Source organism: Desulfosoma profundi, from assembly GCF_055387865.1.
On the sequence record NZ_AP042420.1, the window covers coordinates 2,030,147 to 2,046,743 of the forward strand.

General features: G+C 51.6%; 14 protein-coding genes. 10 read left to right on the forward strand and 4 right to left on the reverse strand.

The window, feature by feature from the left end:
• Nucleotides 1-5 precede the first annotated feature (5 nt).
• From ACZ5K9_RS08755 to ACZ5K9_RS08780, 6 genes are all read left to right on the forward strand, one after another.
• On the forward strand, nucleotides 6-1,739 hold the full coding sequence (locus ACZ5K9_RS08755; RefSeq protein ID WP_464270956.1) for a DEAD/DEAH box helicase family protein: 1,734 nt from the start codon (nucleotides 6-8) through the stop codon (nucleotides 1,737-1,739).
• The gene (locus ACZ5K9_RS08760) at nucleotides 1,736-2,473 is read left to right on the forward strand and encodes a hypothetical protein (protein WP_464270957.1); all 738 of its coding nucleotides are present in this window, start codon (nucleotides 1,736-1,738) and stop codon (nucleotides 2,471-2,473) included. Before ACZ5K9_RS08755 ends, ACZ5K9_RS08760 begins: the two co-directional genes overlap by 4 nt.
• A gap of 269 nt (nucleotides 2,474-2,742) precedes the next feature.
• Entirely contained in the window at nucleotides 2,743-3,645 is a 903-nt protein-coding gene (locus tag ACZ5K9_RS08765) for a Cfr10I/Bse634I family restriction endonuclease (protein WP_464270958.1), read from the forward strand.
• The gene (locus ACZ5K9_RS08770; RefSeq protein WP_464270959.1) at nucleotides 3,632-4,543 is read left to right on the forward strand and encodes a hypothetical protein; all 912 of its coding nucleotides are present in this window, start codon (nucleotides 3,632-3,634) and stop codon (nucleotides 4,541-4,543) included. Before ACZ5K9_RS08765 ends, ACZ5K9_RS08770 begins: the two co-directional genes overlap by 14 nt.
• Before the next feature lie 1,745 nt (nucleotides 4,544-6,288).
• Nucleotides 6,289-6,417, forward strand: a complete 129-nt coding sequence (locus tag ACZ5K9_RS08775; protein ID WP_464270960.1) for a hypothetical protein — start codon at nucleotides 6,289-6,291, stop codon at nucleotides 6,415-6,417.
• Nucleotides 6,418-6,579: 162 nt separating this feature from the next.
• Nucleotides 6,580-6,756: a hypothetical protein gene (locus tag ACZ5K9_RS08780; RefSeq protein ID WP_464270961.1), complete on the forward strand. Its 177-nt coding sequence runs from the start codon at nucleotides 6,580-6,582 to the stop codon at nucleotides 6,754-6,756.
• Between the two features lie 102 nt (nucleotides 6,757-6,858).
• On the opposite strand, the gene ACZ5K9_RS08785 is transcribed toward ACZ5K9_RS08780, so the two are convergent.
• Together ACZ5K9_RS08785 and ACZ5K9_RS08790 are read right to left on the reverse strand one after the other, a co-directional pair.
• Entirely contained in the window at nucleotides 6,859-7,446 is a 588-nt protein-coding gene (locus ACZ5K9_RS08785) for an AbiU2 domain-containing protein (protein WP_464270962.1), read from the reverse strand.
• 557 nt (nucleotides 7,447-8,003) lie between these two features.
• Nucleotides 8,004-9,329 carry an IS1380 family transposase gene (locus ACZ5K9_RS08790; RefSeq protein WP_464270963.1) on the reverse strand — a complete coding sequence of 442 codons (1,326 nt, stop codon included), beginning with the start codon at nucleotides 9,327-9,329 and terminating at the stop codon, nucleotides 8,004-8,006.
• A gap of 1,131 nt (nucleotides 9,330-10,460) precedes the next feature.
• Between ACZ5K9_RS08790 and ACZ5K9_RS08795 the strand changes: the two genes are divergently transcribed.
• Nucleotides 10,461-10,787, forward strand: a complete 327-nt coding sequence (locus ACZ5K9_RS08795; protein ID WP_464273949.1) for a phage integrase N-terminal SAM-like domain-containing protein — start codon at nucleotides 10,461-10,463, stop codon at nucleotides 10,785-10,787.
• Here the strand turns inward: ACZ5K9_RS08795 and cas2 are convergent.
• Entirely contained in the window at nucleotides 10,755-11,069 is a 315-nt protein-coding gene (gene cas2 / locus ACZ5K9_RS08800; RefSeq protein WP_464273950.1) for a CRISPR-associated endonuclease Cas2, read from the reverse strand. The genes ACZ5K9_RS08795 and cas2 overlap by 33 nt on opposite strands.
• 407 nt (nucleotides 11,070-11,476) lie before the next feature.
• Here cas2 and ACZ5K9_RS08805 point away from each other — a divergent pair, with 407 nt between their 5' ends.
• Both ACZ5K9_RS08805 and ACZ5K9_RS08810 read left to right on the forward strand, forming a co-directional pair.
• Nucleotides 11,477-11,899: a helix-turn-helix domain-containing protein gene (locus tag ACZ5K9_RS08805; protein WP_464270964.1), complete on the forward strand. Its 423-nt coding sequence runs from the start codon at nucleotides 11,477-11,479 to the stop codon at nucleotides 11,897-11,899.
• A 173-nt stretch (nucleotides 11,900-12,072) separates the two neighbouring features.
• On the forward strand, nucleotides 12,073-12,384 hold the full coding sequence (locus tag ACZ5K9_RS08810; RefSeq protein WP_464270965.1) for a hypothetical protein: 312 nt from the start codon (nucleotides 12,073-12,075) through the stop codon (nucleotides 12,382-12,384).
• Between the two features lie 470 nt (nucleotides 12,385-12,854).
• Here ACZ5K9_RS08810 and ACZ5K9_RS08815 read toward each other — a convergent pair whose 3' ends face one another.
• Nucleotides 12,855-13,070 (reverse strand): hypothetical protein, encoded by a 216-nt coding sequence (locus tag ACZ5K9_RS08815; RefSeq protein ID WP_464270966.1) that lies wholly within the window; start codon nucleotides 13,068-13,070, stop codon nucleotides 12,855-12,857.
• Nucleotides 13,071-13,130: 60 nt separating this feature from the next.
• Here ACZ5K9_RS08815 and ACZ5K9_RS08820 point away from each other — a divergent pair, with 60 nt between their 5' ends.
• A complete protein-coding gene (locus ACZ5K9_RS08820) occupies nucleotides 13,131-15,689 on the forward strand; it encodes a DEAD/DEAH box helicase (RefSeq protein ID WP_464270967.1) in 2,559 nt (852 codons plus the stop codon).
• Nucleotides 15,690-16,597: the final 908 nt, after the last annotated feature.

Genomic DNA, 16,597 nt, shown 5'->3' on the forward strand with positions numbered 1-16,597 from the left:
ATCCGGTGTTCATTAACGAGATAAACCTAAAGAGGGGGACATGGCAGGCCTTTGAGCGTGCTGTTGGCCGCCTTCTAATGTACGAGGGCTTCGGAGATATCCGCCTAGTTGGCCAGACCGGCGATGGTGGCGCTGACTTACTGGCACACCGGGCAGGTAAGCGCTGGTTATTCCAGGTCAAGCACTGGAGGAAACGGGTGGGGGTGGAAGTGATCGACAAAACTCTCGAGGCCATGAGGGTGTATCGGGCCCAGGTGCCAGTAATTGTCGCCTTAAATGGTTTCGATGATACCGCCCGCGAACACCAGCGGGTTCTCCTGAGCAGGGGTGTACCGCTACAACTTTGGGATTCAGGGGTATTAGTCTCCCGGGCGCGCAAGCTTTCTTGGAAGGGCCAGGGCGGCAAGCCCAGGGAATACCAGGAAGAAGCCATCCGCTCCATAATCCAGGCATACACTGAAGGGTTCACACGAAAAGCAATGGTTGTTATGGCCACAGGTCTAGGAAAAACATTTGTTGCTTGTGAAGTCATTCGGCGGCTAAATGCTTTGTCACCAGTAAAGGTACTGGTCATTGCACATACCAATGAACTGGTTTACCAGCTTGAAAGAGCGTTTTGGCCATTCTTAAACAGCCAGCAGGAAACTATAGTATGGAATGAATACGAGCGCCCGCACACAGGTGACCTGGAGAGGGGGGCGTTTGTTTTTGCTTGCTTGAAAACTTTAGCAGAGCATATCCGCCGCGGGGGGGAGTTACCACCATTTGATATCATACTGATTGATGAGTGCCACCACGTTGGTGCCCGGATGTATAACGTGATATTAAGTGATACCCGTGCAGGGCAGCCCTACGGGCCTTTTCTGATCGGGCTAACCGCAACCCCGTGGCGCCCGGATGAAGTTGATCTAAAAGATTACTTTGGTGAACCACTAATTTCGATCGATATAGTGACCGGGTTAAAAAAAGGTTTTCTAGCAAACGTGGATTATCGTATGTACACAGATAATATAAACTGGGAAGCCCTCAAAAACCTTCACGGTACCAAGTTTACGCCGCGCCAAATTAACCGTACGCTCTTTATTAATGAATGGGATGATGCGGTTGTTTGCGAATTACAATCTGCTTGGAAGGAGCAGCCAAACCCGAGAGCAATTGTTTTTTGTGGTACGATTGACCACGCTATTACAATGAGGGACCGGATTAACGCTTTCGGATTTTGTAACGCCGCAGCAATTTACTCCCAGACGTCCACAGGCAGGTCGATGGGGCCTTACGAGCGTAACAGGATCCTTTCTGATTTTCACGACGGGACAGTAGACGTTGTGTGCGCAGTGGACATATTCAATGAAGGGGTTGACGTTCCCGAGGTTAATATTATTGTTTTCCAGCGGGTTACTCACAGCAGGCGGATCTTTATACAGCAGCTCGGCAGGGGGCTCCGGATTGCCCCTGGAAAAGAAAAAGTGATAGTTCTGGATTTCGTTTCAGATGTAAGGAGGTTTGCTGCAGGCATTGAACTGAAGGATAGTCTTGGGGGCGAAGAAGGTCCTGCGCCTGGGAGCCCCGTGCGGATCAGCTTGCCGCACAAAGTAACCTTCAGGCGGGTAGGGCGTGAAGATCCAGAAGCTGAATCTTTCTTGCGCCAGTGGTTAGAAGATGTTGCCGCAATCGAGAGCGCGGGTGAAGATGCCAGTGTTCTAAAATTTCCGCCGGAATTACCAGGAGGCCGGAAATGAAATTTAGTGACGTGATCAATGATATTGAAAAGTTGGTAGGTCTTAAACTTAATAGTATAAGACCAGGTGCTGAAATAACTATTTCAGAAGTTGATAAAGAGAAAGAAAGAATAAAGCTCAAGACTAAATCGGGAGAGGATAGATCACGCTCTTTTCAAGAAATTAAACGGATATGGGATGAATTATGTAAAAAACCAGCTGTCCATGTTGATTCAACTCTAGCTGGTTCTGGCTCGAGCCGGAACCAGCCAGAAACTATCCTGGCAAACCTCCCTTACATCGAGTATTTTTGGTATAATAGATTAAAACACATTGCCCTTGTAGGTAGGCCAACCCATGCTCTCGGAACATTAAAAAGAATGGATCCTGTTCAGGTTGAAGAAATTAAATCATGGTTGCTGCAAGATACTCAAAGTGAGGTTGCACATGAGCTTTCAATGGTGATAGTGATTGCGAGCGATATTAGCGTAGCATCGAAAAATCTTGAAAATGTTACTGGTGTTCCCGTTGAACCTGTAGAACCGGGTGTTTACAAGTATAGCCATGATGGTAACACGATCCTGCTGATGGCTAAAAGTTCGGTAGCACCAGCAGTAACACCCGGCACTTACCCTGTTGTAAAGGGCACCTTTATCCCGGAGGGAAGTACATCGGTCCGGATTGATAGTAGGACCCTATATGCAGTTTGCGGTGGGGGTTTGCAACTAATGGTAGCTGTGCCAGGAACGGGCTGAAAATAAAGATAATGCATTAATTTCCGCGGAAAAATATAATTAGAGCACAAGGAGCTAATATCTATTTCTTGCCTACAAAATACCTACCCAGAAAATAAATTTTCCCCCATTGTTAGTGCCGTTAAAAAAGCGGCATGGAGGTCTAATGAATTAATTTGGATAAATCGAAAGCATCTTGAGAAAGGAAGGTTTACTAGAGAGAGATCTTAGAACAGGAGGATTAAGGTTTGAATTGTGGCAGTTGCTCTCATATAGACTGTGTAGAGGTTGTGACTGGTAAGGATGGTCAGCCGAAGGGAAAACTCCTTTCTCAAAAAAGTTCAAAATGCCTGCTCCATTATTTAGCAGGTACATCTGGTGACATTATAATAGCTGAGTTAATAAATAGTTTTCAGGATGGTATTAAGTCTGCTTGCGCTAAAGGGGGAAAACCTGCGCCATCAAAAGAAGCATTTAATAAGGTCCGCGGGGACTGGTTTGAAGGTATTGTTGGCTTTTTCTTTTGGTCTCGCTGGAACACCGAATGCGAGTTGTATCAACAGCGTCCCTACTATATTTTGCGCTTACCGGATGCAAAGACATTTGCCTTTGAGAAGTTATTCGCGGCTAAAGAGACTGAAATGCTTAGTGACCTCAAAAAGCAGTTGCAGGATTGTGGTGTAAGTTTAGTTACTTCGAACCCTGATTATGTGGTTGTTGCTATTGAGCGCGAAGATACTCAGACTTATCGCGCCCCGTGGAGTTTTTCCGTAGACACTTTTGATGACTTTTCTAAGTTATACAGCGAGGTTAAAGGTCAGTGCAGCTATCCAAATATTGTTTGTGCTATAGGAGTTAAGGATAGTTTTCGTCCGGACCTGAGGTTACAGCTTGTTTATGAGGGAAATATTTTTAAAGCCATTTTGCTCCACCTCCGGACGCGGTTTTGGGATTTTAATTATCAAATACCACCTTTTTATGCTGTTGTAGATGGTTCTAAGAAGCCAACGAGTGCTGATATGACAAGCTTAAAAACGGCAACCACTAATACACTCGTGGATGTAAGGCTCAGACCGGAACGCTCTGTTGATGAAGTGTTCTATGCTGATAGCCTCACAGCACTTGAAACGGTTTTTACGCGCATCAGGGAAGCTTTAGTTCGACCTTTTAAAAAAGGTAATGGAAACACGTGATTTTCAACAAAATGTGCTGGGTTGGTTTGGGAATAACGGCAGGGTTTTCCCGTGGCGGTGTGATGGCATAGAGCCAGCTATAGGGCTCATTACGGAGTTGTTACTCAGGAGGACAACAGCCCAGCAGGTTTGCAGGGATTATGCCACCTTAGTGACTTATCTGAAAGTATACTTATCTGCCGGAAATTGCCGCGAAGAGTTAGCCTCCGCTTTGAAGCCACTGGGATTACACCAGCAGCGTCTAGAAGCTATAGAAAGCGTCGCTGTTTTTTTAAATAGTAGATATGGTGGCGTATTACCGGCCAGGCTAGATAAACTTTTAGAGATCCCTCACGTTGGACCGTACGTTGCGAACGCAACACGGTGTTTTTATTTTAACCAGCCAGCACCGGTGGTAGATATTAATGTTGCCAGGTTATTAGGGAGGTTCTTTGGCGTTGCGGGAAATATTTCAAACCCGGTGAGAAGCAAAATCTACTGGTTGCTTGCTGCCGCTCTAACGCCAATGGGCCTCGCCAAAAAAGCCAAAGAATTTAACTGGGGACTGCTCGATTTCGGAGCCCTTGTATGCACGGTAAAAGAACCAAAGTGTTACTGTTGCCCGCTCATGTTAGCATGCTCTTATAGAGGTAACTTTTCTAAATGGCGCGGCCTAAACAGTTCCGAAAAAATTGAACTTCATCTACTCCGCTGGGAATTTACTCAAGTACCTCATCGCCTCGCTGAACTGGTTGGTTTGCACCGTGTTTTCGGAGTTGAAAAAGTTATTCAGCTAATCAGGGCTCATGATGAGACGCTTATCGAGCCAGGTGCTATTTCTGAACTCGATCTCAGACGATTTTCAGTACACAAGTACTGCGGTAGAGATGTGGGAAGGGAGATACGGTGGATCTTTTAAGAAAAAAGGGTGCCGCGCGTCACCAGGCCCCACCCCAGAGTCAGGTCCGGGGGGCGGTCCTTGTCACGCGCTGCTTTCATCTAACTGTGCATGCCTTACATCTAGTTTGGGTTCCGTGCACGTCGGCATTAAGAGTGCCAGCCGAAGATATTGCTTCTGGGGTCTGCGCAGTTAGGGTCAGCTCTGGATCTTTCCTTTTTGCGGCGCCGCTGCCCGCCTGGCCACCACCTCTTTGGGGTAATGCTTCGCTGTCGGTGGTTTCCCGGTGGGGGGCGGGCTTGGGTACCAGGCAACGCGATCGGTGAAGTGGTCCTCCCTCTACAGCGCAGCCGCGACCTTTCCCCGGAGGGCCGCGGCGTCATGGCCCCGGCCGGCCGAAACGCGCGCCGTTCCCCCCAGAGGAAGCTTCCGCGCGAAACGATGTCTCCAGGCCTGGGGTCAGCAACCGGCCGCGCCCATCACGCCGCGGTGACGCAGCGCGATCAATCCCGGTCCGGCGGCGCACACCGGCCAGGCCGTGCTTTGGGGTCAACCCTCCGATGTCAAACACGGCCGGCGGGAGTACACCTTTGGTTTCTCCTCTCAACGGGAGGGGAGCCCCAGCGCGCCGCTCAGGCCTGGCTGATCTTTCGGGTCATTCCTTTGAGGTCAGCCAGGCCTGACGGCGCGCTCCCCACCATGAGTCCCCCCAAAAGAAGACTCCTTGTGCTGCCGCGCCCGTTTCCCTCCCGCCCGCTTGCGCCCGCGTCTGCACCGGTGAAAAAGAAACAGCATCATCCGCAGGGCAGCGAAGGCACTGCCTTACGGCGTGCCTGCGGACGTGCAGTTCTTTCCCCGGGCGCACGCTCAGCTGCCGGGGAACGGGCGACTTAACCCAAATTTGCCATTATCGGGGATCATTTTTGAGAAATTTCTCGGGTAAGGTTTGCTAAGCTGCTGAAAATACGTTCAGGAGGATGGCCAAAGTCGAATGTAGTGGTAGATACTACACCACTCCTATTGACTTCTCAGTTCATGCGTGGTAATGCACTGCCGCTATGTTCATCCGACGCGTGCAAAAAAAGATCCTGAAACTGGCAAGACCTACTTTTACCACCAGCTGGTCGAGTCCTTCAGGACTCCTAAATGGCCTAGGCAGAGGAGCCTCCTGAACCTGGGGAAACTGGATTTGGAACGCAAAGACTCCAAGCGCCTGGCAAAGCTTATAGAAGCCCCGATGAGCGGCCAGTGCAAGCTGACCCAACCCCAACGTGTTCAAGAACTGGCGGTTCATTTTGCAACGCTTTTGCGGAAAAAGAGCCTCGAAGCCGCTAAGGCCGAGCCTGAAAAGCACTGGAATAGATCGCAAATGCAGAGCCCCAGGCCCACGGTGGTCCTAGATGCAGGCATGGCCACGGAGGAAAATCTCAAGATGCTTCGGGCCAAGGGGCTAGATTACGTTTGTGTGGACCGGCGACGGGTTGAAGGTTTTCCGGAGGGCGATCCCCACGTTGTCCACGAAGGTCCTTCGGGAACGGTCAGGGCGGTTCGAAGCGCAGACTCTTGCGAAGTCCTCTTGTTTTGTAAAAGCGATACGGCCGGTCCATCACCGCCTATCGCGTCGCCTTCACGGGCACCTTCTTGTCACCGTGCTTGCTTACCACGTGCTGTGCGTTATCCAGAGGACCCTTCATGCAGCTGGAATCCGCCACCACTGGTCCACCTTGCGAACGGATCTGAATGGACAAGTACGGGTCACCACCCGTATGACCAACGACAAGGGACAAGTGATCGACATCTGTCACACTTCAGAGCCGGAGCCGACTCATGTGGAAGTTTACAACGCCCTTGGACTAGCCTACCGCCCCTTGAAAAGGGTTTTGAGCATCGATTGAAAATTTGTAGTGAAGAATCAAAATGGACATTCCAGCAATAACAATAACTTATGCGTAAACATGACAAACTTGAGTTAAGAAGATTCCGCCGAGCGGCGGACTGCATGAGCTAACCGTAGTCGAGCTCCAAGGGATGGCCAAACCAAGGGCGTCTCCCTCAACATGACCAAACAGGACGTGATCGACCTGCTCGACGAGTTGAAACCCGGCGTCGATCACAAGGCGCTCCGAGGCGCGACCCTGATCGATGCGAAGAAAAAACACCTCAGCGGCCCGCTGAAGAACAAGCAGCAGCTTGTCAAGGCGTTGAAAAAGGCGGCCGGTGAGGAACTGGCGTAAAGGGCCCGACAGGAAGCGGTCGAGCCTGGTAAGAAAGAAGGAAAGAAAGTTGGTTAACGTTTGGGCTGACAGGTGTGCGGGCGTTTTTTCCGCGCATCCTTGTCAAGCCCAATGTTTTAGCCTTGTTTCTTTCAGGTTTATAAGATCTTCTAACAATCTTATCGTGTCCTCTTTTGATGAAAGGTTAAAAGCGTGCGATCTTCTGTCCCAAAGTAATGTCAAATGGTTGAGGATTTTTTTGGATTCATCAATCAAATCTCTAAATTCATTGGGCGTAACTTCCACTTCATTCCATATTTCTTCATCGTCAAGAGCATTTGATTTATGGCCGAACAGTTTATTCCTAAGAATGGATACCTTCACCCATAAGGGTTTGATCCGGGAAATGTCTTTTTCAATTTTTTGAATATCTTTTTCGGAGACGGATGATTGATCCTTTATCATTTTGACGAGCCGAGGGATATTAACAGAGTCCCGGCGAGTTTCAAAAAGCCTATAGAGGGCAATAACCATAGCAACGAAATGAGCATGCAGGGAGGTTTGAAAAAAGAGAGGGTAATCATTCAAAGTATCAACGAATCGAGCCCGGCTTTCCTTTTCTTTATATACCCACCATATCTCATAATTGAGACCCGCTACCGTAATAGCATTTTGGAGTTCTTTGATGTACTGGTTAATCCTTTCCTTCATAGAGCCCTCCCATTAAGATTTGACCAGTTTCATTTAACAAGTCTTCCGGGATCATTATCGCTTCGTGCATATTCATTCCATAGGCCATTTGGCAATAGACGCTCCACTTCAGATAAAAAGCCTTTTCGGTATTCAGGGGATGTGAACCGGAAGATGACACATTTGTTGTCCCTTACCCGATCCGAATCTTTTGTATTTCCCCAAGTAATCCGGTTATTGTCTGTTTACTGGGAATACTGGCTCAAGGCACGCAAACAGTTCACCACCGCCAGATCGTAGGTCTGAATCGTGATGCTATATTTATGTTCTCCTAAAAAGACCTGCTCAAAGGCGAAACTGCCTTCAACCTGAATCAGTGAAGTGTGATTGGGTGGACTGACGAGCATGGATTCGGAACCCATTTTGGGGCTCACCGATGCCCTGATTCAGCCACTTTTTCGGGTCATCGCCTTTTCAAGGCCTGAAAAGCCCTCATGGCGATGCCATTTCAGACATTTTCGGACACACCTCACCCCCTTATGGCCAAAGGAGCTTTCAGGCTTTTGCGGCGGCGATCCCTATGCTGGGCAAAATTTGAGATAAACACTCCGAAAAGCGTGAAAAGCGGGACAATGCCGACCAAACTGGAGCTTCAGCCGACGAGCGCTTCGGATCACGCGCGCTGCCAGATAGATCAGCTCCTGGATCACGGTCTTTATACGACGCCGCTTCGCCCGATGCCGTACGGGCGAAAAATGGGCCAGGAGGCCGTTTTGCCCCAGGATGCGCAAAATGTTGTAAGCCAGTCCGCCCAGGGTCAACACCAGCGCATTGGTGGCAAATTTTCCAGACGGCAACCGCTCCAAGTCCAGGTCGGACTTGATCTCACTGTGAAACTGCTCGCTCAGACCCCGCTTCTCGTACAACCCGATGACTTCCTCTTCAGGGACGGAAAGCGACGTCCACCAGCCCTCCAGCTTGATATCCGGCCGGATCAAGATTTGCCCCTCGCTATCCGATATCCTCTCGGTGACCCGGATCACCAGCCGAAACCGATAGGTTCTCTCTTCATGGTGTCGCGTCACCCACGTGCTGAAGACCGCCACTTTCTGGCCGGGGCGGGGCTCACTCACACGGCCTTCACTGAAGGCCCGATCACGCCAGGAAAGGACGTCGGCCCGGCGCGGATTCCATTGGATGATAAAGCTCACCTTGGGGTGTCGGCGAAGCTCCACAAGCGTTTCCAGGGCGTCGTGAGCCGAGTCCGTTCGCACCAAAAGGGGCTTGCAGGTCACCTTGCGCGCATGCACCAACATCTTGCGCAAAAAGTCAACAAATCCGCTCTGAGAATGCTGAGAACCAGGGCGAAGCTCCAGGCCCAGACACCATCCCTCCTGCCCAAGGTAGGCCCCGATCGGCGCGTATCCGTCATAGTCCCGGTACGTGCGCGACACCCCTTCTTTCTTTGTGTCGGAATTGTCCAGGCAGAAAACATCCAGGTCCAAAGGCACGTGCCCCGTGGAAAGCGCCGTCACGGGAACCTGAGTCCTCTCAAGCAGTTCTACGCTACTTGCGCCGGCAACACGTTCGAAAACTCTCGCGTGCTTGTCCAAACGTTGCCGCAAAGTTTCTTGCGAAGGAACCTTCTGAATGTCCAGAGCCTCTTTGAACCAGTCATCGCCGGCGACCTCTGCAGCGGCTTCAAAGTCACTCTTGCCCAGACACAGAAGCCCCAAGTAGGTCTTGACCACATCCGCGTGCGAGATCATTGGTCGCCCTGGAACTTCCTTTTCCAACTGCTCGCACAGGCTCGTGTAGCCGTTGATCAGATTCCCCACAAGGGCCAAGCCTGCCTGCCCGCTGTAGAAGGCCTTCGAAGATTGTTCGATCTCAATTTTCTTCATGAGTGCACCTGCCGGGTGAAAATGTGACAGGAGACCCTATAGCACAAAAAGGGATTAAATTCAACAGGATGTCTTCAGTAACATAATTTTATGTATAGACGCACCCTCACGGATTAAGGTTCAATCAAATCCTCGATAGGGCGGTCGGCTGCATGAGCTGGTTAGCCAGACTCATCTCCCCATTGCTGCTTGTCAAGCAACTCCTCTAGCTGAGTAAAGAACTCGTTTCGTGTCTCTTCCATCCTCAAAACTTCCCTGTAATCGAGTATAGCCCTGTCTTTCGACTTGAATCTGTCGGGTTCAACCTGTAACGCATAGGAATTGATCTGTCTCACCGAAAACCATTCGGCGCAAAAGAATCAGCTCGATTATGGGTTCATCGATGATATCATCACTGAGTCCCGCCGGACTATTCTGCCTCTGACCCTGGTAATCCGCGTTTTCCACCAATGCTTTAGGTTCCGTGAAGGTTTACAACTGTGTTGTTCCTTGTCGATGGATGATTGACCCTGTTTGTCCGGCTAACTCTTTATTCTACACAATCTCCGTTTATCCGGGACGGCTCCTGGTCAATCCTATTAAATTATTTTTTTTACATACCAACGCCCCAAGTCAAGGGAATTGCAAGAAAGGTCCACTTGATCGGCATCAGGTTGTCAAATACCATAATACGCCTACAATGACGTTATGGAGATTGTGTAATCAGGAGACAATTATGAAATGAGCCGAGAAAGAACTTGAGCCGAAACTTGATGGTTTTGCCGAGTTTCTTCGCAAACGGCAACTGGCACCGCCCAAGCACCAGCCTCGCTTGGTTCGTTGGGTGCGGGAGTTCCTGGTCTTTGCGACGGAGCATCGCGGATACACCTTCGAGCAAACGCTGGACATGTTCCTGGCTGTGTTGGGAGAACAGACCGGCATCCAGCCATGGCAGACCCGGCAGACAACGGACGCGGTTCGTATCTATCGGTATCAATATCGAGCGGATTCGGGTAAATCCGGGGAGAAGAGACCAAGGAAAGCATGGTCCGGCAATGAGGAGGACATGCTGAGACGGATGCAAGAGATCATCCGCCTGCGCACTACACAAAAAGCACGGAGAAGACTTATCTGCATTGGACATGACGCTTTCTGGCGTGTCGGGAGCAAGCCGGCCTTACGGGCGAGCCTACAGTTACCGATGTCAAGTCATTTCTAACCCGTCTGGCTATGGTCGAGAAAGTAAGCGCCTCTACCCAGAATCAGGCGTTCAGCGCATTGCTGCTTCTGTTCAGGGAAGTCTTACGGGGGGACCTGGAAGAAATGGGGAAGGCAGAAGGCAGTATGTGCGAAGCGGGGCCTGAAACTCCCAACAGTCTTGTCGGTCAGCGAGGTGGAGATGCCGTCGGTCGCTCCCCAGATTTCGCCCCCCTCGAGGTTCGCAGTTCATGCGACCAACGCTCCTTCGAAGTCCACTAGACGGAATTTGCCATATTGCTTGACCCGGACTTTTGTGGGTTCGGCAACACGGAAGTAACGCAACCTGTCTCCCGCTTCATCGATTACGGCCAAAAGCTTCTTTTCGAGTTGCTGGAACTGCAATGGGTTGACTTGGTATTTGAACAGCGATTTTTGCACACGCTGTCCTGCGTTTTCACGGATTTTAGCCACTCGACGCGGTTGACGTCTGCCATTTTGCCTCTTGGTCGAAACGTCCTGGCTATGAGGAGCTTGTCGCTTGGGTTTGGATCGGTGATCGATGGGGTGAATACTGCCTGTTAGGGGAAGCGTTATTGGGTATTGAGCTAATGCTTGCTGCCTCTACACGAGGCAATTCTGTGCGCGCGTTGTGAAAAAACAACACCGCCTGTCCCAAAGCTGAGAAGACCGAGCTAAAGCTAGATGGAGGCTAACTAGGTCTTTCATGCTGCCATGTCCATCTCAGCAACAGGCGGTGATATTGCGTGAAAAAACGCTTGGCAGGAGCGTTGGTAACTGCAGTAAGACTAGGATGCGATAAGAATCCGGCCTTCGGCACCAGGAGGACATATCAGGGTCTTCATCCGCAACGGATGGAGGCCCTTTTCTTTTCGGGATGCCATGCCTTCAACACCACGCGGGATTTTCCATCTGCCAGGCCGTAGGGGCGGGTGGGGAAAAATTGCATTATGTGGACAACGACAGCGGATGCGATTCTGGACCGTCTGAAGTCATTGAAGGATTTGAAGACGGATACGCAGCTTGCGGAGGTGCTCGGGGTGAAGCGAACGGTTGTCTCAAATTGGAGACATCGCGGGAACGTGCCTCTCAAGCCCATGCTCGCATTCTGTGAAAAGGAGCGTATCAATCCGGGCTGGTTGTTTGCCGGCATCGGCACCGCCGAGGGTGAAACCGGCTGTCGGTCGAGCACCAGGGCAAAGATGGATGCCGCTGTGGCGGCCCACCCGCTCCTGGATGAAATCATGGACGAATTGCTGGACTTGGAGGAGGAAGACCTGCGGCGCGTCCTCGATCTCGTCCGGGAGCGCAAAAGCTTCCGGGAAATGCAAAGGCTCATGCAGGAGATGCAGAAGGGGTATAAGACGCCGTAACAAAACGCGGCTCGCGCCTCGATGTCACCTCGACGAAATCGGCCGTTTGGCCTTCAATCGTGTCACGCGGCGGATTGCGCCTGGATCGAAAATAATTGTGGTATATTGCTTCATCGCTCGAATCACTTGTCCCTTGCATGTTCTCGTCCACCAGGGAAACGGAGGAGGGAGATATGGGCCGGACACCCCCAGGAACCGTGAAGGAGACCGGAGCGCCTGCAGGCGCCGTGCTCGAGGGCGCGCAGCCATTTAACGCAGGGTTAAGGATCAAGGTGATGCGGGGGCAATCATCCGGCAGAGGGGGCCGAATCGAAGGTGCATTCGAACTGCTCGCACCCGGTACCGGTCGCTATGCCAGCCATCTTCAGCCCTATGTGGGCGAAGCTTTCAACGCGGCAAAGGAGCTCATAGAAGCGGTGAAAGCCCAGCCCGGCGGCGAGAAATGCACTCACATTCTCAACCGCAACTGCCTGAGGCTGACGTGAGGTGATGCCAGCGGGAGGGGCTGGAGCAAGGATCAAGGGGGCAATCGTCAAGACCGCTTTTTAGGCATGTAAGGCGTTGTCTCAGTTGTTCACAATCGCGCTCCCTGTTTCCTTTGCCCGGGCCTCCGGTTGAATACTCGAATTTTCAATCTGGACCAAGGGACATGTCGTTGTCGCAAAACCAAGTCGCAGCGGGCCACCGACAATGGGCTCAACCATGGCTCGTCGGAGGCACCTTACCACGATGGCGGCCACCGAATCTCCAAGCGACCTAAAGCGGCCGGGCGGTTCGTCACCGACAAGGCGTTCCAGAAGGTACCGCCGGGGGGGATCTCAGGTCCCCGCCTCGTGATCCACACCCGCTGGGGCAGCTGCGGCAACGAGCGTATCAACCGCAACAGCCAAAGGGCGACGGGTCATATACGCCCAAAACGGGTGCGTTCTCCGAACTCCGCAACTTCGGGGAGAACCTAAAGTACCGAATGCCAGGCGGCAGCGAAGGGGAAAGTCACAACGTCGCCCTTTTCGCTGCCGGCATCGCTCTTGGCCATAAAAAGATATCCAATATGGTGGGCTACAAACTGGACGATGAGCGCTAACAACAGCTTCAACCCGGACCGGCTTTTCCGCTGGCGCTCCAAAGCCAGCCGGTTCTGCTGCGCGTTCGGCCCAAGGCTCTTCTCCATTTTATGCATTCTTGTAGTTACTCGCGTTAAGAATCCCTAGGCTCGGGGGCAAAGGAGTCCATGATGACATCAGGCGCACAAGTCAAGCTACTAGCCGAGCAAAGTGGCTTTGAAGTCCTGGACGAGATCAGCTTGCCTGGACGGATGCCTAAATATGCCCCGATACCCAGCGATATTCATCCAGAAGTCCGGGATGTCCTCACGCACTCTTATCCACAGGGTCTGTACTCACATCAAGCTCAAGGGCTCAGGCTGGTGCTGGATGGACACGACCTCTGCCTAGCAACCGCAACCGCTTCTGGAAAAAGCCTCGTCTTCATGACTGCGACCGCTGATCGTTTAAAACGCGATGCAGAGGCCAGAACTCTTGCGCTGTACCCGGCTAAAGCCCTCATTCAGGATCAACTGGCCAAATGGAAGAGTGCGTTGGAACCACTGGGCCTGGCTCCTGGGTACATCGATGGCGCCATTCCTACAGACCAACGCCCATTGATTCTTCAGAATCGTCGCGTTGTCCTCATGACGCCGGATGTGGCACATGCATGGCTCATGAGCCACTTACAGCAAAGAGAGGTTCGAGGTTTTCTCTCACATCTGCGTCTGTTGATTCTTGATGAAGCTCATGTCTACGATGGAGTCTTTGGTACTAACATGGCCTATTTTATCAGGAGACTCCTGGCCGTGTCGGGCATAGAGCGCATCATATCAAGCACCGCAACTATCGGGGAGCCAGGCGATTTCATCGAGAGGCTTACTGGCCGCCGCCCTGCTGTCTTGGGCCAAGAGGACGACGGGGCAATGAGTCCGCGCAAGACGATCCTGCTCGCTCGGCATAGCAGCGGGAATCGATTTGATAGTCTTGTTAATCTGGTGCTAAACGTTGCGCGTGCAAGGGTGAGTCGTTTTTTGGCCTTTGCCGACTCACGAAAGATGGTAGAACAGCTCGTTGCCATTGCGGAACGATCAGCATCCATAGAATCAGAGAGCGCTGAGGAAGAGACTGCAATGGAGGACACCTGGTTACCGGAGCACCGTACCAGATCTGGGCAACTCCGCATACTCCCATACCGGGCGGGCTATGAAGAAGAAGACAGAAAAGAAATTCAGAAATCGCTCATGCGAGGGGATCTTGCTGGAGTAGTGTCAACAAGCGCCTTAGAACTTGGATTAGACATCGGTGAGATTCACATTGTCTTGCTCCTCAGCACGCCCCCTTCGGTGAAAGCATTTTGGCAGCGGCTCGGTCGAGCGGGTAGAAAGAATGACGGCTTGTGCCTCCTCGTAGACGACGGCGGCATTATCACCAGCTCCTCAACGGGGCTCCGTGGCTATCTGCAGAAAGCTCCAGAACCGGGGTGGTTGTACCTGGAAAATCAATATATTCAGTATTCGCACGCCCTTTGCGCAGCCGTGGAGTCAAGCGAAGCGAGTAATGGGCAGTACACGAAGATACCCTTTCAGTCGCTTCCCAGCGACTTCACACGATTCCTTGAGAACGAGATCAATCCTACAGAGAGCGTGCCCGATGAATTGTATCCACTCAAGCAACGTGCCCAAGCGGGTCCACACTACGAGTTTCCATTGCGTAGCGGTATTGAGAAGAACTTCAATGTGCGCGAACCACGGGGACCGATCAACAGTCGTCTTGGGACCCTCGCCTACTCTCAGGCGCTCCGTGAAGCCTACCCCGGAGCAATCTACTACTACATGGCGCGTCCATACCGAGTGTATCAATTCAACTACCGCACAGGGGAGATTTTCGTCAGGCGGGAACGCCGATGGACCACACAGCCGATGTTGCAGAATATGGTATTTCCCAAGTTTCCGGGAGGGGTGCTCAACATCCGACGTTCGGACATTGGTTTTGTCGCTGAGGCGGAGGTGCAAGTCAGTGAACGCGTAGTAGGATTTACCGAGCAGCGTGGGCCGAACAGTCTACCAAATCCCTATGGACAAGGTTCTCCATATGCGCAACGTCCCGTGAGCAGATTCTTTGAAACAACGGGTGTCTGCTGGTATTTCCCTCACCGTGCCGTGTTATCCGAGGGTGTAGCCCAGTGGGTGCTCACAGCCTTTTGTGCCGTGTGTGGGATTCAGGAGCGCGATCTTGGCATTGGCACCTTTCACGCGAAGCCATCATCTGTATGGGATTCACAGTGCCAGGGCGTTTGCATCTATGACGCCGTCCATGGAAGCCTGCGTCTCACCAAGCAACTTGTGGAGCGCCTTGCTGAGGTGCTCAACGCAGCTATTCGGCTCACTGAAACGCTGGAACGTCGCGACGTGACGCTTGAAGCGAACCTTGTATTGCTGAATGAGTGTGTCAATTCAACCACTCCCTCAGCAGTGAGTATCGTTGATCAGCCAGCCGAGACCACAGGTGACTGGGTCACGGTTATTGCTCCGGGCCAGCAGGCCATCCATCTGGAAGAAAACGGTAGTGAAGAGGTCCAAGTCGTTAACTTTCGCTACACCCCGCAGGGGCTTATGTATCAGCTCCTTTCCCCTCGGGCTGACGTGACGTGGATGGTCAAGGCATCAAGTGTTATTCCAATCCATGGAGTGACCGAGCTGCTGGAGGCAAATCTGCTGACCGGCGAGACGAGACAGGTTCCTTGAGACGGGGGAATTTCTCTCCGCGGGGGTGGCGATCTGATAGCTCCTACCCTCTGGGCCAATGCAGGTGAGGCACCTAGCCCTCGTCTAATTTATGTAAGGCAGGTAGGAGAAAGGATCGGATGACATATGTTCAGAATCGCCCAACAGGGGTAGGAATGGGGGTAACGGAAGAAGCGCGTAGGGCGTCTGGATCAACAGGCGATCGAGCGACGCTTTAAGAGTCTAACTTTTTGCCGGAGGCATCTCATTTTCATTGACACATTCCGTCGATGGACTCGATCGTCACTTTATAAACAACGAGGTATCGCCCTGGCGCCGCTTTATAAAGTGGACCGGTTTGGCCGACAATCGGTGGGCCCTTTACGGGCGACAATTGACACGACTGAATGAACGCAGCAATCTGATTTTGGAAGGTATTGTCATGAGTCTATGGTTCGAGAGCCTTGCATTATGCCTGTATGACTGTGGGGAAGACTCGGAAGAGAGGGCCAAGTGTATACTCGCCCATCTTTCAATGACGGTCCCCCGTTCATGGTGGGAACATGCATTGGAGACTGGCAGCGTTCCCGACGGTTATGTACGTATCCTTCACGATTTGTCCAAAGAGTTGATGAAAATATCTACCTTACCACAACTGTCCAACTTCGGCTTACTTGTGGCCTTGGCATTTATAGATGATCGCGTGGAGAACCAATGTGCGTTATTTGGTTCAGTCTATAGTCTATACTCTGTAGAAGATTATATATCTATGGCCATGGAAAAACTAAAGCAAAACGAAAGCTTAAGGATATTAGGAGAAATGATACCTGAATCAGTGAAGTGTGATTGGGTGGACTGACGAGCATGGATTCGGAACCCATTTTGGGGCTCATTGATGCCCTGATTCAGCCACTTTTTCGGGTCATCGC

Coding starts and splice junctions, on each gene's coding strand:
- ACZ5K9_RS08760 (WP_464270957.1), top strand. CDS start 1,736: ATGAAATTTAGTGACGTGATCAATGATATTGAAAAGTTGGTAGGTCTT.
- ACZ5K9_RS08770 (WP_464270959.1), top strand. CDS start 3,632: ATGGAAACACGTGATTTTCAACAAAATGTGCTGGGTTGGTTTGGGAAT.
- ACZ5K9_RS08775 (WP_464270960.1), top strand. CDS start 6,289: ATGACCAACGACAAGGGACAAGTGATCGACATCTGTCACACTTCAGAG.
- ACZ5K9_RS08780 (WP_464270961.1), top strand. CDS start 6,580: ATGACCAAACAGGACGTGATCGACCTGCTCGACGAGTTGAAACCCGGC.
- ACZ5K9_RS08785 (WP_464270962.1), bottom strand. CDS start 7,446: ATGAAGGAAAGGATTAACCAGTACATCAAAGAACTCCAAAATGCTATT.
- ACZ5K9_RS08790 (WP_464270963.1), bottom strand. CDS start 9,329: ATGAAGAAAATTGAGATCGAACAATCTTCGAAGGCCTTCTACAGCGGG.
- ACZ5K9_RS08805 (WP_464270964.1), top strand. CDS start 11,477: ATGTGGACAACGACAGCGGATGCGATTCTGGACCGTCTGAAGTCATTG.
- ACZ5K9_RS08810 (WP_464270965.1), top strand. CDS start 12,073: ATGGGCCGGACACCCCCAGGAACCGTGAAGGAGACCGGAGCGCCTGCA.
- ACZ5K9_RS08815 (WP_464270966.1), bottom strand. CDS start 13,070: ATGGAGAAGAGCCTTGGGCCGAACGCGCAGCAGAACCGGCTGGCTTTG.
- ACZ5K9_RS08820 (WP_464270967.1), top strand. CDS start 13,131: ATGATGACATCAGGCGCACAAGTCAAGCTACTAGCCGAGCAAAGTGGC.